The sequence below is a fragment of the Bacillus cereus group sp. N8 genome (genome assembly GCF_016483685.1).
Lineage (GTDB): Bacteria > Bacillota > Bacilli > Bacillales > Bacillaceae_G > Bacillus_A > Bacillus_A proteolyticus.
In genome coordinates, this window is sequence record NZ_JAEHBK010000001.1 from 57,496 (window position 1) to 82,300 (window position 24,805).

A 24,805-nucleotide genomic window follows, 5' to 3' on the forward strand; every position below is an offset into this window, starting at 1 on the left:
ATGAACGCTCTCGCTGGCAAAACAGTATTGATTACACGTGCCCAGCACCAAGCGAAACAAATGAGTGTAGCAGTGAAAGAAAGGAGCGGAATTCCATTGGAAATTCCGCTTTTGCGTATGGAAGGTATGTCTCATAGGGAAATTCAACATATAGCAGGACAGCTACATTCGTATGACTGGGTTATTTTTACGAGTAAAAATGGTGTAGCTTTTTTTCTAGATAGTTTGAGAAAGAAGCTCCCCGGACCGATTAAAATTGCTGCAGTAGGCGTGAAAACAAAGTTAGAGTTAGAAAAGCGAGGCTATCAAGTAGATTTTGTTCCCACAGCATTTGTTGCAGAAGTATTTGCAGAAGAGTTTGTAAAAAAACTAAGTGGAAACGAATGTATTTTATTTCCGAAAGGGAATTTAGCAAGAGATGTTATCCCAGTTAAACTCCGGGAAATGGGTGTTTCTCTAGAGGAGCTAATCGTATACGGTACGAAAGAAAATGTAATGAAAAAGCAAGAGCTTATAGTAGCATTAGAAGAAGGGAAAGTAGACATTATTACATTTACGAGCCCTTCAACTGTCACTAGTTTTGTTCGTTTACTTGAGGGTACAAACTGGAGAGAATGGACAAAAAAATGTACAATTGCTTGTATAGGGCCTATTACGGAAAAAGAGGCGAGCCTTTATTTTTCGCATGTTATTGTGCCAAAAGAGTACACTGTAGAAGCATTACTACAATGCATTTGTGAATCTATAAAATAAAAGAATGGGGATAGAAATCTATGAACTCTTTACAATTTAATCGTCATCGTCGCTTAAGACAAAGTGGTAACATGCGTGCGCTTGTGCGTGAAACGTTTTTACATACGGAAGATTTTATTTACCCTATTTTTGTATTAGAAGGTGAAAATGTTCGTAATGAAGTTCCTTCTATGCCAGGCGTATATCAAATGTCTTTAGATTTATTGCAAGCTGAAATGCAAGAGGTTGTTGACTTAGGTATTCGTTCTGTTATTGTATTTGGTTTACCTGCTGAAAAGGATGAAGTTGGGTCATCAGCATATTGTGATCATGGAATTGTGCAACGTGCAATTAAGCAAATTAAAGGTGATTTCCCTGAGCTAGTAGTAGTTGCAGATACATGTTTATGTCAATTCACAAGCCATGGTCATTGCGGTGTGATTGAAGATGGTATTATTTTAAATGACGAGTCTCTTGCAGTTCTTGCGAAAACAGCTGTAAGCCAAGCGAAAGCGGGAGCGGACATTATTGCGCCGTCAAACATGATGGACGGGTTCGTAACAGCAATTCGCCATGCATTAGATGAAAATGGTTTTGGTCATGTGCCAGTTATGTCGTACGCTGTGAAATATTCATCAGCATTTTACGGACCATTCCGTGATGCGGCGCACGGTGCACCACAATTTGGTGATCGTAAAACATATCAGATGGACCCAGCGAACCGTATGGAAGCGTTCCGTGAAGCAGAATCAGATGTAATGGAAGGGGCAGATTTCTTAATTGTAAAGCCAGCTCTTTCTTACTTAGATATCGTTCGTGATGTGAAAAATAACTTTAATTTACCAGTCGTTGCTTATAACGTAAGCGGTGAATATTCAATGATTAAAGCGGCGGCGCAAAATGGTTGGATTAATGAAAAAGAAGTTGTACTTGAAAAATTAATTAGCATGAAACGTGCAGGAGCAGATTTAATTATTACGTATCATGCAAAAGATGCAGCAAGATGGTTACAAGAAGGAGGTGCTAAATAATGAAAAAGTTTGATAAGTCGATTGCGGCGTTTGAAGAGGCACAAGACTTAATGCCTGGTGGCGTAAATAGCCCTGTTCGTGCCTTTAAATCTGTCGGTATGAATCCGTTGTTTATGGAGCGTGGAAAAGGTTCTAAAGTATATGATATCGATGGAAATGAATACATCGATTACGTATTATCATGGGGTCCTTTAATTCATGGTCATGCAAACGATCGTGTTGTGGAAGCTTTAAAAGCTGTCGCTGAAAGAGGTACAAGCTTCGGTGCACCAACAGAAATTGAAAATAAATTAGCAAAACTTGTTATTGAGCGCGTACCATCAATTGAGATTGTACGTATGGTTAACTCTGGAACAGAAGCGACAATGAGTGCACTACGTTTAGCTCGTGGTTATACAGGCCGTAACAAAATTTTGAAATTCATTGGTTGTTACCATGGTCATGGCGATTCGTTATTAATTAAAGCAGGCTCTGGTGTGGCGACGCTAGGTTTACCAGATAGCCCTGGTGTACCAGAAGGTGTAGCGAAAAATACGATTACAGTAGCGTACAACGATTTAGAAAGTGTAAAATATGCTTTCGAACAATTCGGTGATGACATCGCTTGTATAATTGTAGAACCAGTGGCAGGGAATATGGGTGTTGTTCCTCCGCAACCAGGATTTTTAGAAGGACTTCGTGAAGTAACAGAGCAAAACGGTGCACTACTTATTTTTGATGAAGTAATGACAGGATTCCGTGTTGCTTATAATTGTGGACAAGGTTACTACGGTGTAACACCTGATTTAACTTGTTTAGGTAAAGTAATCGGTGGTGGCTTACCGGTAGGAGCATACGGTGGTAAGGCAGAGATTATGCGTCAAGTTGCACCAAGCGGGCCGATTTACCAAGCTGGTACTTTATCAGGCAACCCGCTTGCGATGGCAGCAGGTTATGAAACGTTAGTACAATTAACGCCAGAATCATATGTAGAATTTGAGCGTAAAGCTGAAATGTTAGAAGCTGGTTTACGTAAAGCGGCTGAAAAACATGGCATTCCGCATTATATTAACCGTGCTGGTTCTATGATTGGTATTTTCTTCACAGATGAGCAGGTTATTAATTACGATGCAGCAAAATCTTCAAACTTAGAATTCTTTGCGGCTTACTATCGTGAAATGGTAGAACAAGGTGTATTTTTACCACCTTCTCAATTTGAAGGTTTATTCTTATCAACAGCACATAGTGATGCAGATATTGAGGCGACAATTGCGGCGGCCGAAATTGCAATGTCAAAATTAAAAGCATAATTTCTTAGAGAAAATCGCTCTCCATAAGGGGAGCGATTTTTTTTATTCATAAAGTAGCCTTAGGGAACATAAATCTGTAATGACATATAGTTTGGGAGGGGGAAAAGAAGTGACACTAGATCATTCATTACGATTTTCATTAAAAGAATCTGTTTGGTTCCAAAAAGGACAGGAAGTCGAAGAACTTTTGTCAATTTCGTTAGATCCAGACGTTGAGATAGAAGAGCTTGATCATGAAGTTATCGTGAGAGGGCAGTTAGATTTAACGGGAGAGTATGTTGCAAGGCAAGATGATTCAGCTTATTCATTAAGAGAGCTATCACCAGCAAAGGCAATTGATTATGTAGAAACAAGGGAAGACGGGGTTAATGAGCTTGTCCATTCCTTTCCGCTTGAAATATCAATTCCGAGAAATCGAGTGAAAGTAATTGAAGAACTATATGTATCAATTGAGGAATTTGATTATGAATTAAAGGAAAATGGTTGCTTACAATTGTTAGCGGATATATCTATTACAGGTTTATGTGACGAGGAAAGAATTGAGGAAGAGGAAGAAGAGGACGACACGACATATGCTGAGTTAGAAGATGATTTAGAACAAGAGGATGAAAATAGGCCCGTACCATATGTAGAAGAACCATCTTATAAGGAATCAGATGAGTGGGAAGATTACGCATTTGAACCGTTTCAACTAGAGGAAAGAAAAGAGCAGGAAGTAGAGGAAGAGGAAATAGAAGAACATGAATTTGTGGAGCGTGTAGAGGAGAAAGAAACAACGCCACAATTTGAATTGTTCGGTCGAAAAGATTTCAAGAAAGAAAAAGCAAAAAAACAAGAAGAGCAAGAAGAAGAAGCGTACTCACAGCGAGATGAAAATGCGCTTTATTTAACGAAATTATTTACGAAAGAACCGGAAGAAGAATTTACAAAGTTAAGAATGTATTTCGTGCAAGAAGGGGATACGATCGAATCTGTTGCAGATCGTTATGAAACGTCTGTACAAAACTTATACCGTGTAAATCAATCAGAAGATATATATTTGACTACAGGGCAAATTATATATATTCCTGTTTCAAAAGCAAAAGTGAAATAAGTGAGTGAGTTTTTTCACTCACCTCTTTTCTTTTCCTAGAAGTTATGTTTTGAACAAGAAAGGGTCATTCGTATGGATATTGAATTACGAAATCGCTATGAACCCATTGTCAGGCAATATAGATTGGATACGCAGCATATGGAAGAGCACGGAAGTGTAATGAAAATTTATACGAATCAAGGTCCGTATGCGTTAAAGAAAATACAAGATAGAAAATTAGAGCGGAATAATTTTTTGCATCACATTCAATATTTGAAAGAGAAAGGTTTTTCGAATTATGTACCTATTTATCATGCGACGGACGGAAATTATGTCTTAAGTGATGGGACATATAGTTATTATTTAATGCCTTGGTTAGAGCGTGCGGAAGGAAACGGTGAGGATAACGATCAATATTACAAAATGTTTCAGACGCTCGGAACGTTGCATCAAAAAACGGTGAAAGAGGAGACCTATACAGAAGAAGAGTTAGAAAAACATTATACAAATATATCCGACCGTTGGGAAAATGATGGTGAGATGTTAGAAGAGTTTCTTGTAGAATCTGAAGCGAAGTGGTATATGTCTCCGTTTGAATTACAATATTGTACGTATTATCACCATGTTATGAGAGCTCGCGAGTTCGCAACAAAGCAATTAAATGAATGGCATGATGCGATGAAAGAAAAGGAAACAACACGTACTACTTTCGTTCATGGGAATGTCTCGCTTAATCATTTTTTATTTGATTATGAGCGAAACGGCTATTTTATTAGTTTAGAAAAATCGCAGTTTGCAACGCCTGTGCAAGATATAGTAGGTTTTTATTCGCGGTCTTTAAACACATATCCAATTGCACGGAGTGACCGCTTTGAATGGTATCAAATGTATCAAAAAAATTTCCCGTTTTCGAAAGAGGAGCAGCTTCTTATGTTTGCATATATGACGTATCCGTCGCATTTTATTCGGCAAATTCAGTCGTATACGAAAAGAAGAAAGAGTCGTAATGAAGAAAATGAGCTCCGCGGGGTGAAAAGTCTGCAGCAATCGCATTGGCTCGTTAGCAATACAGAATATTTCCTTTCGCAATTACAAGCTGCCCAGCAAGGGAACGGATGAAGAAGATAAGTAGGGAGAACCCTGCTTATCTTTTTTTATTAGTTTCATAAAGAGATAAAAGCCGTAGTTTCAAATTTATCTTGACGAATAAGGTTTCGTTTTTTACACTATTGTATATAATAATTAACAATCATATAAATGCATTGAAGGGGAAGAGTATAACATGAAACGTCTTCAGAGAGGAGAATCATTAGCTGGGAGATTCTCTAGATAGTTATGTTAGAAGGTAGCCCTGGAGCATCTTTTCTGAACGGAATAGTTCTCATTAGGAAAAGACGGATTTGTCCGTTATCAAATTAAGAGTATAAGCAAATTCTGAATTTGTTTGTAAATAAAGGTGGTACCGCGATGTCCCTCGTCCTTTTTTGGATGAGGGGCATTTTTTATTTTAAGGAGGGAAAATAATGTCAAACACGGAAAAGAATTTACCAACTAAATATGATCATATGTCCGTTGAAGAAGGCCTTTATCAATGGTGGCTTGAAGGCAAATATTTCGAAGCAACAGGAGACGAGAAGAAACAACCGTATACAATTGTAATTCCACCTCCGAACGTAACTGGTAAGTTACACTTAGGTCATGCTTGGGATACAACTCTTCAAGATATTTTAACTCGTACGAAACGTATGCAAGGTTACGATGTACTGTGGCTTCCAGGAATGGACCATGCTGGTATCGCAACGCAAGCGAAAGTAGAAGGGAAACTTCGTGAAGAAGGTATTTCACGTTACGATCTTGGCCGTGAGAAATTCCTTGAAAAAGCTTGGGAATGGAAAGAAGAATACGCTTCTCACATTCGTCAACAATGGGGAAAAGTTGGTTTAGGACTAGACTATTCTCGTGAACGTTTCACATTAGACGAAGGTTTATCTAACGCTGTTAATAAAGTATTTGTTCAATTATATGAAAAAGGTTTAATTTACCGCGGTGAGTATATTATCAACTGGGATCCAGCAACACGCACAGCTCTTTCTGATATTGAAGTAATTCATAAAGAAGTTCAAGGTGCATTCTACCATATGAATTATCCGTTAACAGATGGTTCTGGTCACATTCGTCTTGCAACTACTCGTCCAGAAACAATGCTTGGTGATACAGCAGTAGCAGTTCATCCAGAAGATGATCGCTACAAACATTTAATCGGAAAAACAGTTACACTTCCAATCGTAGGCCGTGAGATTCCGATTATTGCTGATGAATACGTAGAAAAAGACTTCGGAACAGGCGTTGTGAAAATTACACCAGCTCATGACCCGAATGACTTTGAAGTAGGTAACCGTCATGACTTACCACGTATTTTAGTAATGAACGAAAATGGAACGATGAACGAAAAAGCTGGCAAGTATAACGGTATGGATCGTTTCGAATGTCGTAAAGAGTTAGTGAAAGACTTACAAGAAGCTGGCGTATTAGTAGAAATCGAGCCTCATATGCACTCAGTAGGTCATAGTGAGCGTAGCGGTGCAGTTGTTGAGCCTTACTTATCAACACAATGGTTCGTAAAAATGGCTCCACTTGCAGAAAAAGCGGTAGAACTTCAACAAAAAGAAGAAGAAAAAGTAACGTTCGTACCAGAGCGTTTTGAAAACACATACTTACGCTGGATGGAAAACATTCATGACTGGTGTATTTCTCGTCAATTATGGTGGGGACATCGCATTCCAGCTTGGTATCATAAAGAAACTGGTGAAATATACGTAGGTACAGAAGCACCAACGGATATTGAAAACTGGAATCAAGATAATGACGTACTTGATACATGGTTTAGCTCAGCGTTATGGCCATTCTCAACACTTGGCTGGCCAAATGAAGAGGCAGCAGACTTTAAAAAGTTCTATTCAACAGATGCACTAGTAACTGGTTATGATATTATCTTCTTCTGGGTATCTCGTATGATTTTCCAAGGTTTAGAGTTTACAGGAGAGCGTCCATTTAAAGATGTATTAATTCACGGTTTAGTTCGTGATGAGCAAGGACGTAAAATGAGTAAATCTCTTGGTAACGGTATTGATCCTATGGATGTTATCGAGAAATACGGTGCAGATGCAATGCGTTACTTCTTATCAACAGGAAGTGCACCAGGCCAAGATTTACGCTTCAGCATGGAGAAAGTAGAATCTACTTGGAACTTCATTAATAAAATTTGGAACGCATCACGTTTCGTATTAATGAACATGGATGACATGAAGTATGAAGAAATCGATTTAACTGGTGAAAAATCAGTTGCAGATAAGTGGATTTTAACTCGCTTAAACGAAACAATCGAAAGTGTAACACGTAACATGGATAAATATGAGTTCGGTGAAGCTGGTCGTTCATTATACAACTTCATTTGGGATGATTTCTGTGACTGGTACATTGAGATGGCGAAACTGCCACTATACGGTGAAGATGAGACAGCTAAGAAAACAACTCGTTCTATTTTAGCTTACGTATTAGACCAAACAATGCGTCTATTACACCCGTTCATGCCATTCGTAACAGAGAAAATTTGGCAGCATTTACCGCATGAAGGCGAGTCTATTACAGTAGCAGCATGGCCAACAGTTCGCGAAGATTTACAAGATAAAGAAGCGGCAGCAGAAATGCACCTTCTAGTTGATATCATTCGCTCTGTTCGTAACATCCGTGCAGAAGTAAATACGCCAATGAGCAAAAAAGTTCAAATGCAAATTAAAGCAAAAGATGAGGCAGTACTAGCTCAACTTACGAAAAACAGCTCTTACATTGAGCGTTTCTGTAACCCAAGTGAATTAACAATTAAAACAGATCTACAAGCGCCAGAAAAAGCGATGACTGCAATCGTATCAGGTGCAGAGTTATTCTTACCGTTAGCTGATCTTATCAATCTTGATGAGGAAAAAGCTCGTCTTGAAAAAGAACTTGAGAAGTTCGATAAAGAAGTAGAACGAGTACAGAAGAAACTTTCAAACCAAGGTTTCGTAGCGAAAGCTCCTGCAGCAGTTATTGACGGAGAGCGTGCGAAAGAGCAAGATTACCTAGAAAAACGTGAAGCGGTTCGTCAACGCCTAGCGGATCTTGAGAAATAAAATATTTTTTCAGAGACTCACTATATTGGTGAGTCTCTTTTCTTTGCGTATAATAGAGGTATGAAGGTTGTCTTTTGAAAGGGGAATAACATACGTGATACATACATACGAAGAAGCGATAGGATGGATTCATAGCCGATTGAAATTTGGGATAAAACCAGGATTAGAAAGAATGCAATGGATGTTAGAAGAGCTCGGAAATCCAGAGCGTCATATAAAATGTGTTCATCTTGCGGGTACAAATGGAAAAGGTTCAACTTTAACATACATGCGCAACATGTTAGAGGGCGCGAAATATAAAGTAGGAACATTTACCTCTCCTTATATCGAAACATTCAATGAACGTATTAGTGTGAACGGAACACCAATTGCAGATGAAGAGATTGCGGAACTTGTAAATATGGTAAAGCCGGTCGTTGAAAAACTAGACGAGACGGATTTAGGAGAAGCGACCGAGTTTGAAATTATTACTGTTATGGCAATTTGCTATTTCGGTAAAGTTAATTTCTGTGATGTTGTTTTATTTGAAACAGGGCTTGGGGGAAGGTTTGATTCTACAAACGTTATTCATCCTGTTCTCACTATTATTACGAATATCGGTCACGATCATATGCATATTTTAGGGAATACACTAGGAGAAATTGCATATGAAAAGGCAGGGATTATTAAATCAGGTGTTCCAGTAATTACTGGTGTACAAGATGAAGAAGCATTGCAAGTCATTCAAAAGGTTGCGAAGGAAAATCATGCAAACGTATATGAACTTGGCAAACAGTTTACATCACTACATAAACATTCTAATGAAGATGGAGAACATTTTGATTTTGCTTGTCCATTCGCCTCATTTGAAGATGTTCGGATTTCGATGAAAGGTATTCATCAAGTAGGCAATGCTACAGTAGCGCTTATGGCCGTAATGTATTTAAAAACATATTTATCATTTTTAATTAATGAAGAGGAAATGAAAGTTGGATTACAGGAAGCGTACTGGATTGGCCGATTTGAAAAGCTACAAAGTAACCCGGATATTATTATAGATGGTGCTCATAATTCAGAGGGTATTGAAAGCCTTGTGAAAACAGTAGAGGCACATTACAAAGATAAAAATGTAGTAGTTTTATTTACTGCTCTTGGTGACAAGCAGTTACATAACATGGTAGGGCAATTAGAAGCCATTGCCGATGAAATTATTTTTACAACATTCGCCTTTGATCGTGCTATTTCTGCTGACAAACTTGCATCGTATTCACAAAAAGAATCAAGATTAATTTTTGAAGATTGGAAAGAGGCAATTGATACGAAGATTGAAATGATAGGAGAAAATGATGTTTTCATCATAACAGGTTCTCTATATTTCATTTCCGAAGTTCGAAAATATATTTGCGAAAAAAACTAGATAGTATTTGCTATCTAGTTTTTTGTTCTACAAATGAAGTCAAATGCATACATATAAGATAATTATATAGGATAATTTGGCGAATTCCTCTGACAAATATCTCGTTTTTTTGTGAAATGAATATGATATGATGCGGACAACGATAAGAGGTGAGGTGTGAGTGTATGGACAAGCAATCACGAACGATCTCGGTGAAAGTAAATGGAACAGAAGCGAAGTATGAAGAAAAGAAGAAAGATGAGTTTGAATGGATGGTAGTCGAAAGTGAAAGACCGCAAAACGTTGTACCTTTTAAAAAAGAAAAGACATCGTCTATGGCACAATACCGAAAGAAATGGAGTACAACAATAATCGCAATCGTTGCAACTGCAATTATTATCGGTACTGTATTTGGGATGGGGATAATTCATTTATTAACTGGACAAGGGACAACAGGGGAAGGTACGGTAACGGCTTCGAAGCAGACAGGTAATGAGGAACAAAAGGTGGACGGAACGGTAGAACAAAAAGCGCAGGTAGGAGCTGCATTAGAACCAATGAAACTATTTTTCGTTCAAGGAGGGCTATACTCCTCTGAAGAAAAGGGACAGGCAGCTATTGAAGAGTGGAAAAGTAATGGAGGCGTGGCTGCTTTGAAACCGAGTGGTGATAAGTATGCGTTAGTTGTTGGTGTTGCAAGTGATGAACAAGCTGTGAATCAATTAATAGGCCAGTATAAGCAAGATGGTGTTTCAGTTTTGAAAAAAAATTGGGATATTACAGATAAAGCATTACTCAAAAATAATAAAGAAGTGGGTGGGTTTTTAGCGAAAATACAGCCATTGTATACTCATTTTGAAAAATACGTTTTCGGTGTGCAAACTAGTGGAAAGAGTAACCCAAAAGATATAGAAGCAATCACAAAAGAGTGGAAAGCGATTGAAAAAGAAGGGAAAAGTATGAAGCGTGAAGATGCGAAGAAGCTTTATACGTACACGTCAGTAGCCGTGCAAACAATTAAGGAAGGGAAGAGTGATAAGGAATCTGTAGCTAAATTAAATCAAGTTATTATTGATGGCTTACTTTCATATGAAAAAATAGTTTCACAAAAAGTGAAATGATAATAAGATGAAGGAGAAAGAAGTATTTATACTTCTTTCTTTTCTTTTGAATTTAGAACAAAGTGCTTTCTTTGTGGGCAGAGTATAATCGTATTAAAAAAATTATTATTTTAATTAGAGAAAATGATATTTCTCTAATTTGTGGGAAAACTATTCCTTTGATACGATTGATAGGAATTGTTCTGCTTCATATGAGAAAGGAAGGAGAAAACATGAAAAAAATTATTTTAGCTTCAGGATCACCTCGGAGGAAGGAACTGCTTGAATTAGCTGATGTGCCATTTGAAGTTGTTGTTAGTGAAGTAGATGAGACGATTGGTGCATATTCATCACCTTCTGATATTGTTATGTCGCTTGCTTTACAAAAAGCATCTGCCGTAGCAGAAAATTATAGTGATGATATTGTATTAGGTGCAGATACAATTGTTACATATGAGTCACGTATTCTTGGAAAGCCGTCTAATGGGGCTGAGGCGAAAGAAATGTTACAATTATTATCAGGGAAAACACATGAAGTATATACTGGTGTTGCGATTATATTAAAAGAGAAAACGGTAACTTTTTATGAGCGTACAGAAGTGACGTTTTGGGAATTAACAGAAGATGAAATTGACGCATACGTTGCATCGAAGGAACCACTTGATAAAGCAGGAAGTTATGGGATCCAAGGGAAAGGATCTATTTTTGTTCAGCACATTCAAGGGGATTATTATAGTGTGGTAGGCTTGCCAATTGCACGTCTTGTTCGTGAATTAAAACAGTTTGATAGCGATGTAACCCATGCGTAAAATTGCATGGGGTTTTCTTTGAGAGAACTAATAAAAAAGAGGTGAAGAAATGAACGGTATTCGTGATGTTGTGAAAGAGGAACAGCCACGGGAGCGTTTATTGTTAGAAGGAGCTGGAAGTTTATCGCATCGAGAGCTTCTTGCAGTATTACTCAGAACAGGTTCTAAAGAAGATACAGTTTTAACGTTATCAGATAAAATTTTACACCATTTTGATGGTTTACGAATGTTGAAAGACGCAACATTAGAAGAGCTAATAAGCATTCATGGTGTTGGAATCGCAAAAGCGTCGCAACTTATGGCTGCTTTTGAATTAGGGAGAAGAATGGTTCGTTTAGAATATCGGAATAGATATAGCATTCGAAGCCCGGAAGATTGTGCGAGTTATATGATGGAAGAGATGCGTTTTTTACAGCAGGAGCATTTTGTGTGTTTATATTTGAATACAAAAAATCAAGTTATACATAGGCAAACGATTTTTATTGGAAGTTTAAATACGTCGATTGTGCATCCGAGGGAAGTTTTTAAAGAAGCATTCCGTCGTGCAGCAGCCTCTATAATATGTCTCCATAACCATCCCTCAGGAGACCCGACGCCGAGCCGAGAAGATATTGAAGTAACAAAACGTTTAGTAGAATGCGGCCAGATTATCGGAATTGAAGTGCTCGATCATATTATAATAGGTGACCATAAATTCGTGAGTTTAAAGGAAAAAGGTCATATTTAAGACTATGCTTTTTACTTATTTTGTTTTATAATGTGATTTATGAGTTTTTTGTAGAAAATTATCTACAAAAAGGATACAGATATAAAAAAACGTACTGTTTTTATCATATAAAGTAAGAGAAAATGAGTCCGTGAAAACAAGAAAGGAAGATAAATAATATGTTTGGATTTGGTGGCTTTACTCGCGATCTTGGAATAGATTTAGGAACTGCGAACACGCTTGTATATGTAAAAGGAAAAGGTGTAGTTTTACGTGAGCCTTCAGTAGTAGCATTACAAACTGATACGAAACAAATCGTTGCAGTAGGTAGCGATGCAAAACAAATGATTGGTCGTACACCAGGAAACGTAGTGGCACTTCGCCCTATGAAAGACGGTGTAATTGCTGATTACGAAACAACAGCAACAATGATGAAATATTACATTCAACAAGCTCAAAAATCAAATGGATTCTTCTCACGTAAGCCATACGTAATGGTATGTGTACCATCTGGTATTACAGCTGTAGAAAGACGTGCAGTAATCGATGCAACTCGTCAAGCTGGTGCTCGTGATGCATATCCAATTGAAGAGCCATTTGCAGCAGCAATTGGTGCGAACCTACCTGTTTGGGAACCAACTGGTAGTATGGTTGTTGATATCGGTGGTGGTACAACAGAAGTTGCAATTATTTCTTTAGGTGGTATTGTAACAAGTCAATCAGTTCGTGTTGCTGGTGATGATATGGATGATTCAATCATTCAGTACATTAAGAAAAGCTACAACTTAATGATTGGTGAAAGAACAGCTGAAGCATTAAAATTAGAAATCGGTTCTGCAGGCGAGCCAGAAGGTATTGAACCTATGGAAATTCGCGGTCGTGATTTAGTAAGTGGTTTACCAAAAACAGTATTAATTCAACCAGAAGAAATTGCAGATGCATTAAAAGATACAGTAGATGCGATTGTAGAATCAGTTAAAAATACATTAGAGAAAACTCCACCTGAATTAGCGGCAGATATTATGGACCGTGGTATCGTATTAACGGGTGGCGGGGCATTACTACGTAACTTAGATAAAGTTATTAGTGAAGAAACAAATATGCCAGTTCTTGTTGCAGAAAACCCATTAGATTGCGTAGCGATTGGAACGGGTAAAGCATTAGACAATATCGACCTTTTCAAAACTGCTGCTCGATAATATTGCAAAATAAAAATCAATGAAATTAAGAGGGTGTGAACGTGCCACAGTTTTTCTTAAACAAAAGATTAATTGTTTTGTTAGTTAGTATTATTCTTCTCGTGGCATTGATTGGAATCTCATTGAAAGAACGGAACAGTTTAACATGGCCCGAGCAGTTTATAAAAGATACTGTCGGTGTTGTAGAACGTGTATTCCAAAAGCCAGCGAATTATGTTGCCGGATTCTTCGAAAACGTAGAAGATGTAAAGCGCACGTATGAAGAGAATAAAGAATTAAAAGCAAAATTAGATAACTATGCAAAGTTATCAGTTGACGTAAAGCAATTAGAAGATGATAAAAAGAAACTACAAGAGTTAACTGGTAAAACAGCGTTAAATAGCGGTTATACTGAAATTCCAGCTACTGTTGTTTCTCGTAATCCCGACAAATGGTACGATCTAGTTGGAATTGATAAAGGGGCACAACAAGGAATTAAAAAAGATATGGCGGTAATAACTTCACAAGGTTTAGTTGGACGAGTGAAAAGTGTATCTCAGTTTACATCATCAGTAGAGTTGTTAAGTTCTATGAGCCGAACAAACCGTGTTTCTGCTATTGTACAAGGACAAGAAAAAATCTTTGGGTTGATTGAAGGTTACGATAAAGAAAAACAATTACTTCTTTTCACAAAGATTGGCTCTGATGTACCAGTACAAAAAGATCAACTAGTTGTAACATCTGGACTTGGTGATATTTTCCCGAAAGGTCTTGTAATCGGAAAAATCGTTGATGTTCAGCCTGATCCATACGGTTTAACAAAAACAGCTTATGTAAAACCTGCTGCTGATTTAAATGACGTAGAGCATATTACGGTTGTCAAACGTGACACGCCTTCGGCACCGTTAGAATAGGGGGGGAAGAAGAGATGATAAAAGTTTTAAAAAGAGCAGCTCTTCCTCTTTTGCTCCTTTTTGTTTTTTTATTTGAAAATATGTTCTCTACTGTTGTTCCAACAGACGTCTTTTGGAAAGACAGTATAGCAGCACCTCATTTCTTTATAATTGTGTTATGTTTTATTACAGTGTACTATGGTCTGGTTCAAGGGATTTACTACGGACTATTATTTGGTTTCTTATTTGATACCGTATACACAGAACTTGTTGGTATATATATATTTGCTTATCCAATTTTGACATATTTAGTTTATAGTGCGATGAAGGTATTGCAATTGAATTTATTTATTGTTGTTTCTATCGTATTAGCTAGTATTGCAGCATTAGAGTATTATGTGTATGGATTTTTAACTTTGTTAGGGCGTACTCACATGTCGGCGTATGTCTTTTTCACCGATCGTCTCCTTGCTACTTTATTGCTAAATGGAATTTTCTTATTGATAGTTTGTTTCCCACTGAGACGATATTTAGTGCGTCTTTCAAAAGCGATGGAAGAAAAAGAAAAAAGGATTTTCTAATTTTATGTCGAATTGAATCGGTGGGGTGAACTTTAGTGGAAGAAAAAAAGCAACAAAATGTAACGATAAAAGGGACAAAAGATGGAATAACACTTCATTTAGATGATTGCTGTTCATTCTCTGAACTATTAAAAGAATTGGATGAAAAGCTTTCTACACATTACTATGATGGTGACGGACGTTCTTTGATTGAAGTGCGTGTTAAAGTAGGAAATCGTTATTTAACAGAAGTACAACAAGAAGAGATTCGTACGTTAATTCGCAATAAGAAGAATCTTGTTGTGGAATCAATTGATAGTGATGTTATAACAAAAGCAGAAGCAATAGCTTGGAAAGAAGAAACAGAAATTGTCCCTATTTCCAAAATTGTTCGCTCTGGACAAGTGTTACATGTAAAAGGAAATTTATTATTAATTGGAGATGTTAATCCAGGCGGAACGGTTATCGCTGGGGGGAATATTTTTGTCGTGGGATCACTAAGAGGGGTTGCACATGCGGGGTATGATGGAGATTCAGAAGCTGTTATTGCTGCATCTATTATGAACCCTATGCAACTCCGAATTAGTGATGTGACAATGCGGGCTCCGGAAGAGAAAGAGGACGGAGCGGAGGCGGCCGAATGTGCGTATATTAATGAGAACAATCACATTGTTGTCGATCGCCTGCAACTTCTCACTCATCTTAGACCTAATTTAACAAAGTTAGAAAGGGGAATTGTATAGCTGTGGGAGAGGCAATAGTAATTACATCTGGAAAAGGCGGCGTAGGTAAAACTACAACGTCTGCGAACATTGGTACAGCCCTTGCGTTATCTGGAAAGAAAGTGTGTTTAATTGATACAGATATCGGTTTACGTAATTTAGACGTAGTAATGGGGCTGGAAAATCGTATTGTATTTGATCTTGTTGATGTCGTTGAAGGGCGTTGTCGTTTACCTCAGGCTCTTATTAAAGATAAGCGTTTTGATGATCTTTATTTATTACCTGCAGCACAAACGAGCGATAAATCGGCGGTAACACCTGAACAAATGGATGAATTAATACAAGTATTACGTCAAGATTATGATTACATATTAATTGATTGTCCTGCGGGGATTGAGCAGGGATTTAAAAATGCTGTAGCAGGTGCGGATAAAGCAATCGTTGTAACAACACCAGAGGTATCCTCAATGCGTGATGCGGATCGTATTATCGGGCTTTTAGAGAAAGAGGATATTGAACCGCCGAAACTTGTCATTAACCGTGTGCGTAGTCATATGCTTCATGAACAGGATATGTTAGATGTTGATGAAATCGTACGTACATTGTCAATCGAGCTTCTTGGTGTTGTCGAAGATGATGATGAAGTTATTCGTGCTACGAATACAGGCGAACCTGTAGCGTTGCAACCGAGCGGAAAAGCAGCAATAGCTTATCGCAATATTGCAAGACGTTTGTTAGGTGAGAATGTGCCATTACAAGCATTTGAACAAGAAAAAGTATCGGTATTTACAAAGATGAAAAATTTCTTTGGAATTCGTTAAAAGCACTTCGCATAAATGCGGAGTGCTTTCTTTTTTTCTTCGCATGAATATCTTTCTTCCATAACTCATACATATGTACAAACTGTATATAACTGTTTCTATTTGAATAAGGCTCACTAAAGAAAGGAGACAGTATGAAGAATAGACGTGTGGAAGAAATTAAAAAGCGGATTGCGAAAAGGAAAGCAGAGCAAGAAAGGATGGAGGAAGATCAGTATTTTGCTGGAGGAGACTTTGATAGTGACACGGTATTTATTGAAGAAGGAGAGAAGGAAATTCACCCTCTATTTCGAAAAGAAGTTTTTCTCTTCAAAGTTTTGCTGTCAGCAATATTAGTTCTCTCAGTTGCTATTTTATTTAAGAATGCACCTTCTTCTTTTGATGGTACTAGAGCTGTCACAGAAAAAGTTATGCAAGAAGAATTTCAATTTGCTACTATATCGAAATGGTATGAAAAGCAGTTTGGAAAACCTCTCGTTTTCTTTTCTCCAAATGAGAAAAAAGAAAAGGCTATTCAGCAAAAGGATTATGCGATTCCTGCCTCTGGAAAGGTGATGCAAGGGTTTCAAAAAAATGGCCAAGGTGTATTTGTTCAAACGGCTACAAATGCAACGGTTGAGTCAGTGAATGAAGGTGTAGTTGTTTTTGCGGGCAAGAAAGAGGAACTTGGAAATACAGTTCAAATTCAACACGCTGATGGCACGGAGTCTTGGTATGGAAATTTAAACGATATGTCAGTGAAGTTATATGATTACGTTTCAAAAAAACAAAAAATCGGAACGGTGAATAGCGACGAAAATAATAAAAACGGCAAATTTTATTTCGCGATGAAAAAGAATGAAAAATTTATTGATCCGATTCAGGTGATTTCATTTGATTAAATATAGAGATGTTTTAACAAAAATTACAGTACATCCATTGTTTTGGGTTATTATCATTATTGGTATTTTCACGGCACGCTTTAAAGAATTAATATTACTATTTTGTATCGTTCTAGTTCATGAACTTGGGCATGCTTTTGCAGCTGCATATTATAATTGGCGTATTAAACAAATTCAGCTTTTGCCCTTTGGTGGCGTAGCTGAGCTCGAAGAACATGGGAATAAGTCATTAAAAGAAGAATTAATTGTCGTTATAGCGGGGCCAATTCAGAATATATGGATGATTGCAGTCGCTTATATTTTGTATCAAGCGGGTTGGGTAACTGATGATTTGTATCATTTCTTTGTATGGAATAATTTCGTTATTTTAGGTTTTAATTTATTGCCTATTTGGCCACTTGATGGTGGAAAAGTATTATTTAATGTATTATCATATCGTTTTCCTTATTTACAAGCACATGAAAAGATGATGAAATTGTCATGTGTTTTTTTTAGTGTAATATTAGGGTGGCAGTTACTTTGGAATAGTAATAACATTATGATGTGGGTATTACTTGTTTTTCTAGCGATTTCTTTGTATCAAGAATGGAAACAAAGACGGTACGCATTTATGCGCTTTTTATTAGAACGTTATTATGGGAATAAAAGAGATATTGAAAAAATTGCACCTATTGAGGTGAATACAGAAGATCGTTTATATACGATTTTCACGAAATTTCGTAGAGGATACAAACACTCTATTATCGTCCATGGAAAATATAAAGAGCATTACACATTGGATGAAAATGAATTGCTCTATGCGTATTTTGCTGAAAAACGAACAACTTCATCTGTTGAAGAATTGATAGGTTAGTGTTGACGATAACACTAACCTTTTATTATTGTAAAAGCAAAGAAAATTATAAAGTGAGGAAAGAATTTTGAAGACGTTATATATTAATTACACTGGTTCAGAAAAGCGTGTTGCGATAGAAGAGAAGCGAAAAGTTGTCGAGCTATTATGGAAACGTAATGAAGAGCAGGAAATTGTCGGACATATTTATGTTGGACGTATCGTAAGAACAATTGCTGGAATGAATGCGGCCTTTGTAAATATCGGATTAGAAAAACATGCATATCTTTCATACGATGATGTACCACCTTCATATCGCGTACATGAGGGACAAGCAATACTTGTACAAGTTGTCAAAGAGGCAATTGATACGAAAGGGCCAAAGTTAACGGCGAAGATAGAATTTACTGGGAAATATGTCGTGTATATGCCGTATGATGAAATGCGTGCTGTTTCTCGGAAAATAAAAAATAACAAGAGAAGACAAGAGTTACTTCATATTGAAGTGGAAGGGACAGGAGGATATATATTCCGTTCTGCTTCTGAAAAAGGAACAATCGATGAAATACAAGCTGAAATGCAAGGGTTGCAACAACTATATGAAGAATTAAAAAGAAAAGAAGATCAGGGGAAGGCACCGTTACTACTTCATCGACCAGCGACGTTTTTAGATCGTGTATTTCAGGAGAACCCAATTGAAACGATTGAAAAAGTAGTTGTAGATACAAGAAGTGTGGTAAAAGAATTAGAAGAAAAAGTAGGGAAAGAAAGAGTATCCTTTTATAATGAAAAATCTTCGATGTTTAATCATTTTGGAATAGAACGTGAAATTGAGAAAGCACTTCAAAAAATTGTTTGGCTGCCAAATGGTGCCTATCTAATCGTGGAACAAATGGAGACGATGACTGTAATTGATGTGAATACGGGTAAGTTTACTGGAAAACAAAATTTACAAGATACAGTACTTCGTACAAATGAAATGGCTGCTGAAGAGATTGCTCGTCAATTAAGACTTCGTGATATTGGCGGAATGATATTAATTGACTTTATTAATATGAAAAGACGAGAAGATAAAGAAAAGGTAAGGGAAAGTCTCATAGCTGCTATGCAAGATGATTGCACTTATACGAGAGTGCTTGGGTTTACTGAGTTAGGGATTTTGGAGATGACGCGAAAACGTAAGAAACATTCGTTACGTGACGTATTATTAGAAGAGTGTACACCTTGTAAAGCGACGGGGTATGTTATGTCTTATGAAACGATTGCGTATGAGTTAGAGAGAGAACTAATTACATATAGCAATATAGAAGATGAAGCAGTATTAATCGCTGCACCGAAAATTTTGCAAAAGCATTTTCTACAAAAAGAATTACAAAAAAATCTTCCATTTGAAATTTATTTCAAAGATTATATTATCGAAAAGTACGCTATTATCCGATTTGGAAGTAAGAAAGAAATTGTAGAACGGAAAAAATAGTTAGCAGAACATTTATTGACAATAGTCTATGATTCATGATAACATCTTTATGTTATAGTTTATAGCACCTAAACGGCTATATGCTACAACCGCACAAGACAGGTTCCCTAAAGACATTTTATGTCTACCTCGTTTTTGGCGAGTCTTAGTAATTAAGAGGAGGTGCAAGTATGTACGCAATTATCGAAACAGGTGGAAAACAAATTAAAGTTGAAGCTGGTCAAGCAATCTACATTGAAAAATTAGATGTTGAAGCTGGTGAAACTGTTACTTTTGACAAAGTTCTTTTCGTTGGTGGCGAAAACGTTAAAGTTGGTAGCCCAGTTGTAGAAGGCGCAACAGTGACTGCTAAAGTTGAAAAACAAGGTCGCGCTAAGAAAATCATCGTTTTCAAATACAAAGCGAAAAAGAACAATCGTAAGAAACAAGGTCATCGTCAACCTTACACTAAGCTAGTTGTTGAAGCTATCAACGCTTAATTCAGGTTAACATGATTAAAATTACGATAAGTCGCACGAAATTAGGAAGTATCCAATCATTTAAAATGACTGGACATGCCGATTATGCGCCACATGGACAAGACCTTGTCTGTGCTGGAACTACAGCGGTTGTGTTTGGTTCTATAAATGCAGTGGAAGAGCTTTGTAATGTGCAGGCAACTATTGAACTCGGAAGCGATGGTGGATTCTTAACGTATGAATTGCCTAATGATTTAGACGTTCATGCAGCAGAAAAAGCACAAACGCTTTTAGAAGGATTGGTTGTTTCGCTAAAGACGATCGAACTTGATTACGGAAAGTATATCCGTTTAATAGAAAAAGTGCAGGAGGTGTAACGTATGTTAAGATTAGATCTTCAGTTTTTCGCATCTAAGAAAGGTGTAGGTAGTACAAAGAACGGTCGTGACTCTCAGTCAAAACGTCTTGGTGCTAAACGCGCAGATGGTCAAACGGTTTCAGGTGGTTCAATTCTTTACCGTCAACGCGGTACAAAAATTTATCCAGGTGTTAACGTTGGTCGTGGTGGCGATGACACTTTATACGCGAAAGTTGACGGCGTAGTACGCTTTGAGCGTCTTGGCCGTGACCGCAAACAAGTGAGCGTATATCCTGTTGCTCAAGAAGCATAAGAACTCACGGAAAACTCTAACCTGAGTGCAGGTTAGAGTTTTTCTATATTAAGGGGTATCTAAATGAATGAAAAATGGACAATTATAGATGCGTTGAGTCACTCAAGACATGATTGGCTCAATCGTTTGCAGATGGTTAAAGGAAACCTTTCCCTTGGAAAAGTGGAAGAGATTCATAGGCTCATCGATCGTTTTGTCCAAGAAGCGAGACAAGAATCCAATCTGATGGGGCTATCAATGCCTTTATTTTCAGAGTGGATTTTAACATATAATTGGAAACAGCAGCCGTGCTTATTGGAGTACGAAGTATTAGGGAAATTACATAACTTATCTCATCTAGATGAGACTGTATGTACATGGACGAATCAATTTTTCTCAATGCTTCAGCATAGTTTAGACGTATATGTTGAAAATTATGTTTGTATCACAATTGAATGTGACGCGGAGAATGCTCGTTTCTTTTTTGATTTTCGTGGTAAGCTAACGAGTGTAGAAGAACTACAGAATTGGCTTGCGAACCAAAACAATAAATGGTATTCCATTTCTTATACAGTACGAGACGAAGAAGTCTCAGTTATATTACAACTAATCGAAAAAAGTGTGGTGAAATAATGTTTGTAGATCAGGTCAAGATATATGTAAAAGGCGGCGACGGTGGTAACGGAATGGTTGCGTATCGTCGTGAGAAGTATGTACCTAAAGGTGGCCCAGCAGGTGGCGACGGTGGTAAAGGTGCAGATGTTGTTTTTGTTGTTGAAGAAGGCTTACGTACATTAATGGATTTCCGCTACCAACGTCATTTCAAAGCTGATCGCGGTCAGCACGGAATGAGTAAAGGTCAGCACGGTCGTAAATCTGAAGATTTAATCGTAAAGGTTCCACCAGGAACAATAGTAAAAGATGAAAAAACAGGCCAAATTCTTGCCGATTTAGTAACGCATGAACAAACGGCTGTAATCGCAAGAGGTGGCCGTGGTGGCCGTGGTAACTCACGTTTCGCAACAGCAACGAACCCAGCGCCAGAAATCGCTGAGAACGGGGAACCAGGTCAAGAACGTGATGTTATTCTAGAACTTAAAGTACTAGCAGACGTTGGACTTGTTGGATTCCCAAGTGTAGGTAAATCTACATTATTATCTGTTGTATCATCAGCACGTCCGAAAATTGCAGAGTATCACTTTACAACAATCGTTCCGAATCTTGGAGTTGTTGAAACTGGTGATAACCGCAGCTTCGTTATGGCTGACCTTCCTGGACTAATTGAAGGCGCACATGCCGGCGTTGGACTTGGACACCAATTCTTACGCCATATCGAGCGTACACGTGTAATCGTGCATGTTATTGATATGTCTGGTTTAGAAGGCCGTGAGCCATATGAAGATTATGTCACAATCAATAATGAATTAAAAGAATACAATATGCGTTTAACAGAGCGTCCACAAGTTGTTGTAGCAAACAAAATGGATATGCCAGATGCAGAAGAAAACTTACAAGCATTTAAAGAGAAAGTGGGAGACGAAGTAAAAATTTTCCCAATCTCAGCTGTAACGAAACAAGGTGTTCGTGATTTACTATTTGAAGTAGCGAACTTATTAGAAACAACACCAGAATTCCCAATGTACGATGTTGTCGAAGAGTCTGAAGCAAGTGTAATGTACAAATTTGATGCTGAAAGTCTTAAATTTGAAATTACACGTGAAAGTGACGGCACGTTTGTTATTTCTGGTTACGATATCGAGAAGACATTCAAAATGACGGACTTCTCACGTGATGAATCTATACGTCGTTTCGCTCGTCAAATGCGTGGAATGGGTATTGATGAAGCGCTTCGTGCACGTGGTGCAAAAGACGGAGATATTGTCAAAATTCTTGAATATGAATTTGAATTTATCGATTAAGACTGCCGAAATATGGCGGTCTTTTTTTTATCCCGCTATTTGTGGGCAGTAAAAATCCTATCTCAAAATTCAGCTGGGGCAAAGAAGTTAGGTGGGATCCTTACTGCCCGTAAACGCTAGATTGGTGAAGGTGGATTAAAGTTTCACTTTATATCGTAAAAGTCCGATTTTTATAGGAAAAAATCCCCACTAATTAAATTTTCAATTTATAATAGAAAAAGAAGTAATTTTAGAAGAATGTTTATGGGGAGAAAGAGTACATGTATAAAATATTAATTGTGGAAGATGATGAGAAAATCGCGGGAATATTAGAGGAGCATTTAGAAAGGTATGGCTATCAATCATTTAGAGTAAGTGATTTACGTCATATAAAAGATGAGTTCGTAAAAATAAACCCACATCTAGTGTTACTCGATATTAATCTACCGTACTTTGATGGTTTCTATTGGTGTCGTCAAATTCGCACAGTATCGAATGCACCGATTATTTTTGTCTCCGCCAGAACAGGCGAAATGGATCAAGTGATGGCGATTGAGAATGGTGGGGATGATTATATTACGAAGCCATTCCATTTAGATATCGTAATGGCAAAGGTGAAGAGTGCACTTCGCCGTGGATATGGTGAGTATGCTTTGGCCGCGGAAAGTGATTGTTTAGGTGTCAATGGGTTGTTATTATTCCCATCACAGCACACAGTAGAGTGGAAAGGGCAACAAACGGAATTTACAAAAAATGAGTTTTATTTATTAGAATGTTTAATGAAACAAGCGAATCAATACGTAACTCGTGAAGAGTTGTTAGAGGCTTTATGGGATGAAGTAGCATTTGTTGATGATAATACATTAACTGTAAATGTGAAACGTGTAAGGAAGAAGCTAGAGGAGCTAGGCATTAAAAATGCAATTGTAACGAAACGTGGATATGGTTATGCGCTTCTAACAGAGTGGGGCGAAGGGCATGAAGGTTAAAAGTTACCTCATAGATCGTTTTTCCTTAATCCTTTCTTACATTATAAGCCTTTGTTTATTTGGGGTCGTATTGCAGTTGCAAAGTCTTTTAGAAAAGCGATCACTTGACTGGAGTACGTGGTTATATGGCCTTTTATTGGGGACAGTTGTGTTTAGTGTATACCTTATTTACGATTACCGAAAACGAAGTGTGTTTTTAAAGAGAATAGAAAAGTATATTGCCGGTGGACATACGTTACACGATTCGTTACTTATAGATGCTTCTTACACATTAGAGCAAGAAATGGTCGTTGAATCGTTTACGTTATTAAGGCAGCAATATATGAATGAAGTTCATAAACAGCATACGAAAGAGCAACAGCAAATGATTTTTATGAACCAATGGATTCATCAAATGAAAACCCCAGTATCTGTTATTGAATTATTGTTACAGAAATATGGTAAGGAACATCGTGAGGCAAGGGGAGCGATTGAAAGTATTCGTGAAGAAAATAACCGTATTTTAAATGGCTTAGATTTAGCGTTACATATGGCAAGATTAGATCAGTTTGCGAAGGATTATAAAGTAGAAGTAGTAAATGTTATAGATGTCATTCGAGATATTATTAATGAAAATCGAAAGTCGTTCATTCAATCTTCTGTATTTCCGAAACTGATGGTTGAAGAAGAAGCTTGTATGATTGCGTCTGATAGAAAGTGGCTTAGTATCGCCATGAGCCAAATTGTTGTAAATGCAATTAAGTATACAAAAATTTCAGAAGCAGAGAAAAAGGAAATTCAATTTCAAATTGAAGAGAAAGATCAAAAGGTGTTATTACATATTAAGGACAATGGAATTGGTATTCCAGAGCAAGACGTAAAGCGCATATTTGATCCATTCTTTACGGGAATAAATGGCCGTAAAACGAGAGAAGCGACTGGTATGGGCTTATATATTACGAAGGAAATTTGCGATAATTTACATCATGGAATGTATGTGCAATCGGCTGAAGGAGAAGGAACGACATTCACGTTCCAATTTGCAAAAGATGAAGAATATCATACATTGATGAGAAAAATGACAAAACTGTAAGATAACAAAACGTTTTGTAAGGGAAATCACTCGTTTCTTTGTCTTATTTTTCTTATAGTAAATGTAAGAAGAAAGTACATAGGGGGATTAG

At 37.4% G+C, this 24,805-nt stretch carries 25 protein-coding genes and 2 other annotated features; all 25 genes read left to right on the forward strand.

Going from position 1 to position 24,805, the window contains the following annotated elements; translation table 11 throughout:
- Complete coding sequence (gene hemD / locus JDS80_RS00300; protein WP_199636747.1) at window positions 1-753, forward strand: uroporphyrinogen-III synthase; 753 nt, start codon at window positions 1-3, stop codon at window positions 751-753.
- A gap of 20 nt (window positions 754-773) precedes the next feature.
- Entirely contained in the window at window positions 774-1,763 is a 990-nt protein-coding gene (gene hemB, locus JDS80_RS00305) for a porphobilinogen synthase (RefSeq protein WP_071745772.1), read from the forward strand.
- Window positions 1,763-3,052 (forward strand): glutamate-1-semialdehyde 2,1-aminomutase, encoded by a 1,290-nt coding sequence (hemL, locus tag JDS80_RS00310; protein ID WP_071771738.1) that lies wholly within the window; start codon window positions 1,763-1,765, stop codon window positions 3,050-3,052. The genes hemB and hemL overlap by 1 nt, the downstream gene beginning before the upstream one ends.
- 79 nt (window positions 3,053-3,131) lie before the next feature.
- Window positions 3,132-4,145 (forward strand): stage VI sporulation protein D, encoded by a 1,014-nt coding sequence (gene spoVID, locus JDS80_RS00315; RefSeq protein WP_199636748.1) that lies wholly within the window; start codon window positions 3,132-3,134, stop codon window positions 4,143-4,145.
- Between the two features lie 72 nt (window positions 4,146-4,217).
- Window positions 4,218-5,243, forward strand: coding sequence for a spore coat protein YsxE (gene ysxE, locus JDS80_RS00320; RefSeq protein ID WP_199636749.1), 1,026 nt, complete (start codon window positions 4,218-4,220; stop codon window positions 5,241-5,243).
- A gap of 134 nt (window positions 5,244-5,377) precedes the next feature.
- Window positions 5,378-5,609, forward strand: a binding site (T-box leader).
- 38 nt (window positions 5,610-5,647) lie between these two features.
- The gene (locus JDS80_RS00325; RefSeq protein WP_071745768.1) at window positions 5,648-8,293 is read left to right on the forward strand and encodes a valine--tRNA ligase; all 2,646 of its coding nucleotides are present in this window, start codon (window positions 5,648-5,650) and stop codon (window positions 8,291-8,293) included.
- Window positions 8,294-8,387: 94 nt separating this feature from the next.
- The gene (locus JDS80_RS00330) at window positions 8,388-9,689 is read left to right on the forward strand and encodes a glutamate ligase domain-containing protein (protein WP_199636751.1); all 1,302 of its coding nucleotides are present in this window, start codon (window positions 8,388-8,390) and stop codon (window positions 9,687-9,689) included.
- Between the two features lie 164 nt (window positions 9,690-9,853).
- Window positions 9,854-10,789 carry a stage II sporulation protein B gene (locus JDS80_RS00335; protein ID WP_199636752.1) on the forward strand — a complete coding sequence of 312 codons (936 nt, stop codon included), beginning with the start codon at window positions 9,854-9,856 and terminating at the stop codon, window positions 10,787-10,789.
- Window positions 10,790-11,001: 212 nt separating this feature from the next.
- Window positions 11,002-11,577 carry a Maf family protein gene (locus tag JDS80_RS00340; protein WP_071745805.1) on the forward strand — a complete coding sequence of 192 codons (576 nt, stop codon included), beginning with the start codon at window positions 11,002-11,004 and terminating at the stop codon, window positions 11,575-11,577.
- Between the two features lie 49 nt (window positions 11,578-11,626).
- Window positions 11,627-12,304 (forward strand): DNA repair protein RadC, encoded by a 678-nt coding sequence (gene radC, locus JDS80_RS00345; protein WP_199636753.1) that lies wholly within the window; start codon window positions 11,627-11,629, stop codon window positions 12,302-12,304.
- Window positions 12,305-12,462: 158 nt separating this feature from the next.
- Window positions 12,463-13,482, forward strand: coding sequence for a cell shape-determining protein MreB (gene mreB / locus JDS80_RS00350; protein WP_000466738.1), 1,020 nt, complete (start codon window positions 12,463-12,465; stop codon window positions 13,480-13,482).
- A 41-nt stretch (window positions 13,483-13,523) separates the two neighbouring features.
- Window positions 13,524-14,375, forward strand: coding sequence for a rod shape-determining protein MreC (gene mreC / locus JDS80_RS00355; protein ID WP_071745764.1), 852 nt, complete (start codon window positions 13,524-13,526; stop codon window positions 14,373-14,375).
- A 14-nt stretch (window positions 14,376-14,389) separates the two neighbouring features.
- On the forward strand, window positions 14,390-14,935 hold the full coding sequence (gene mreD / locus JDS80_RS00360) for a rod shape-determining protein MreD (protein WP_199636754.1): 546 nt from the start codon (window positions 14,390-14,392) through the stop codon (window positions 14,933-14,935).
- A 35-nt stretch (window positions 14,936-14,970) separates the two neighbouring features.
- Window positions 14,971-15,657 (forward strand): septum site-determining protein MinC, encoded by a 687-nt coding sequence (gene minC, locus JDS80_RS00365; protein ID WP_071745762.1) that lies wholly within the window; start codon window positions 14,971-14,973, stop codon window positions 15,655-15,657.
- Between the two features lie 2 nt (window positions 15,658-15,659).
- A complete protein-coding gene (gene minD, locus JDS80_RS00370) occupies window positions 15,660-16,457 on the forward strand; it encodes a septum site-determining protein MinD (RefSeq protein ID WP_000503308.1) in 798 nt (265 codons plus the stop codon).
- Window positions 16,458-16,591: 134 nt separating this feature from the next.
- Window positions 16,592-17,338, forward strand: a complete 747-nt coding sequence (locus tag JDS80_RS00375; RefSeq protein ID WP_071745761.1) for a M23 family metallopeptidase — start codon at window positions 16,592-16,594, stop codon at window positions 17,336-17,338.
- On the forward strand, window positions 17,331-18,191 hold the full coding sequence (locus JDS80_RS00380; RefSeq protein ID WP_199636756.1) for a M50 family metallopeptidase: 861 nt from the start codon (window positions 17,331-17,333) through the stop codon (window positions 18,189-18,191). Before JDS80_RS00375 ends, JDS80_RS00380 begins: the two co-directional genes overlap by 8 nt.
- A 67-nt stretch (window positions 18,192-18,258) precedes the next feature.
- Window positions 18,259-19,647 (forward strand): Rne/Rng family ribonuclease, encoded by a 1,389-nt coding sequence (locus JDS80_RS00385; RefSeq protein WP_199636757.1) that lies wholly within the window; start codon window positions 18,259-18,261, stop codon window positions 19,645-19,647.
- A 77-nt stretch (window positions 19,648-19,724) separates the two neighbouring features.
- Window positions 19,725-19,803, forward strand: a sequence feature (ribosomal protein L21 leader region).
- A gap of 14 nt (window positions 19,804-19,817) precedes the next feature.
- Window positions 19,818-20,126: a 50S ribosomal protein L21 gene (gene rplU / locus JDS80_RS00390; protein ID WP_000270907.1), complete on the forward strand. Its 309-nt coding sequence runs from the start codon at window positions 19,818-19,820 to the stop codon at window positions 20,124-20,126.
- A gap of 11 nt (window positions 20,127-20,137) precedes the next feature.
- Complete coding sequence (locus JDS80_RS00395) at window positions 20,138-20,482, forward strand: ribosomal-processing cysteine protease Prp (protein ID WP_001973720.1); 345 nt, start codon at window positions 20,138-20,140, stop codon at window positions 20,480-20,482.
- Window positions 20,483-20,485: 3 nt separating this feature from the next.
- Window positions 20,486-20,776: a 50S ribosomal protein L27 gene (rpmA, locus tag JDS80_RS00400; protein WP_000944957.1), complete on the forward strand. Its 291-nt coding sequence runs from the start codon at window positions 20,486-20,488 to the stop codon at window positions 20,774-20,776.
- 63 nt (window positions 20,777-20,839) lie between these two features.
- Entirely contained in the window at window positions 20,840-21,388 is a 549-nt protein-coding gene (locus tag JDS80_RS00405) for a sporulation initiation phosphotransferase B (protein ID WP_071745758.1), read from the forward strand.
- Complete coding sequence (obgE, locus tag JDS80_RS00410; protein ID WP_000497121.1) at window positions 21,388-22,674, forward strand: GTPase ObgE; 1,287 nt, start codon at window positions 21,388-21,390, stop codon at window positions 22,672-22,674. Before JDS80_RS00405 ends, obgE begins: the two co-directional genes overlap by 1 nt.
- 260 nt (window positions 22,675-22,934) lie before the next feature.
- Window positions 22,935-23,642 carry a response regulator transcription factor gene (locus JDS80_RS00415; protein ID WP_199636758.1) on the forward strand — a complete coding sequence of 236 codons (708 nt, stop codon included), beginning with the start codon at window positions 22,935-22,937 and terminating at the stop codon, window positions 23,640-23,642.
- On the forward strand, window positions 23,632-24,714 hold the full coding sequence (locus JDS80_RS00420) for a HAMP domain-containing histidine kinase (RefSeq protein ID WP_071771732.1): 1,083 nt from the start codon (window positions 23,632-23,634) through the stop codon (window positions 24,712-24,714). Before JDS80_RS00415 ends, JDS80_RS00420 begins: the two co-directional genes overlap by 11 nt.
- The last annotated feature ends 91 nt before the right edge of the window (window positions 24,715-24,805 follow it).

What these genes read in the sequence shown, in the direction of transcription:
- hemD (WP_199636747.1), top strand. Translation starts at nt 1, where the DNA reads ATGAACGCTCTCGCTGGCAAAACAGTATTGATTACACGTGCCCAGCAC.
- hemB (WP_071745772.1), top strand. Translation starts at nt 774, where the DNA reads ATGAACTCTTTACAATTTAATCGTCATCGTCGCTTAAGACAAAGTGGT.
- hemL (WP_071771738.1), top strand. Translation starts at nt 1,763, where the DNA reads ATGAAAAAGTTTGATAAGTCGATTGCGGCGTTTGAAGAGGCACAAGAC.
- spoVID (WP_199636748.1), top strand. Translation starts at nt 3,132, where the DNA reads ATGACATATAGTTTGGGAGGGGGAAAAGAAGTGACACTAGATCATTCA.
- ysxE (WP_199636749.1), top strand. Translation starts at nt 4,218, where the DNA reads ATGGATATTGAATTACGAAATCGCTATGAACCCATTGTCAGGCAATAT.
- JDS80_RS00325 (WP_071745768.1), top strand. Translation starts at nt 5,648, where the DNA reads ATGTCAAACACGGAAAAGAATTTACCAACTAAATATGATCATATGTCC.
- JDS80_RS00335 (WP_199636752.1), top strand. Translation starts at nt 9,854, where the DNA reads ATGGACAAGCAATCACGAACGATCTCGGTGAAAGTAAATGGAACAGAA.
- JDS80_RS00340 (WP_071745805.1), top strand. Translation starts at nt 11,002, where the DNA reads ATGAAAAAAATTATTTTAGCTTCAGGATCACCTCGGAGGAAGGAACTG.
- radC (WP_199636753.1), top strand. Translation starts at nt 11,627, where the DNA reads ATGAACGGTATTCGTGATGTTGTGAAAGAGGAACAGCCACGGGAGCGT.
- mreB (WP_000466738.1), top strand. Translation starts at nt 12,463, where the DNA reads ATGTTTGGATTTGGTGGCTTTACTCGCGATCTTGGAATAGATTTAGGA.
- mreD (WP_199636754.1), top strand. Translation starts at nt 14,390, where the DNA reads ATGATAAAAGTTTTAAAAAGAGCAGCTCTTCCTCTTTTGCTCCTTTTT.
- JDS80_RS00375 (WP_071745761.1), top strand. Translation starts at nt 16,592, where the DNA reads ATGAAGAATAGACGTGTGGAAGAAATTAAAAAGCGGATTGCGAAAAGG.
- rplU (WP_000270907.1), top strand. Translation starts at nt 19,818, where the DNA reads ATGTACGCAATTATCGAAACAGGTGGAAAACAAATTAAAGTTGAAGCT.
- JDS80_RS00395 (WP_001973720.1), top strand. Translation starts at nt 20,138, where the DNA reads ATGATTAAAATTACGATAAGTCGCACGAAATTAGGAAGTATCCAATCA.
- rpmA (WP_000944957.1), top strand. Translation starts at nt 20,486, where the DNA reads ATGTTAAGATTAGATCTTCAGTTTTTCGCATCTAAGAAAGGTGTAGGT.
- JDS80_RS00405 (WP_071745758.1), top strand. Translation starts at nt 20,840, where the DNA reads ATGAATGAAAAATGGACAATTATAGATGCGTTGAGTCACTCAAGACAT.
- obgE (WP_000497121.1), top strand. Translation starts at nt 21,388, where the DNA reads ATGTTTGTAGATCAGGTCAAGATATATGTAAAAGGCGGCGACGGTGGT.
- JDS80_RS00415 (WP_199636758.1), top strand. Translation starts at nt 22,935, where the DNA reads ATGTATAAAATATTAATTGTGGAAGATGATGAGAAAATCGCGGGAATA.
- JDS80_RS00420 (WP_071771732.1), top strand. Translation starts at nt 23,632, where the DNA reads ATGAAGGTTAAAAGTTACCTCATAGATCGTTTTTCCTTAATCCTTTCT.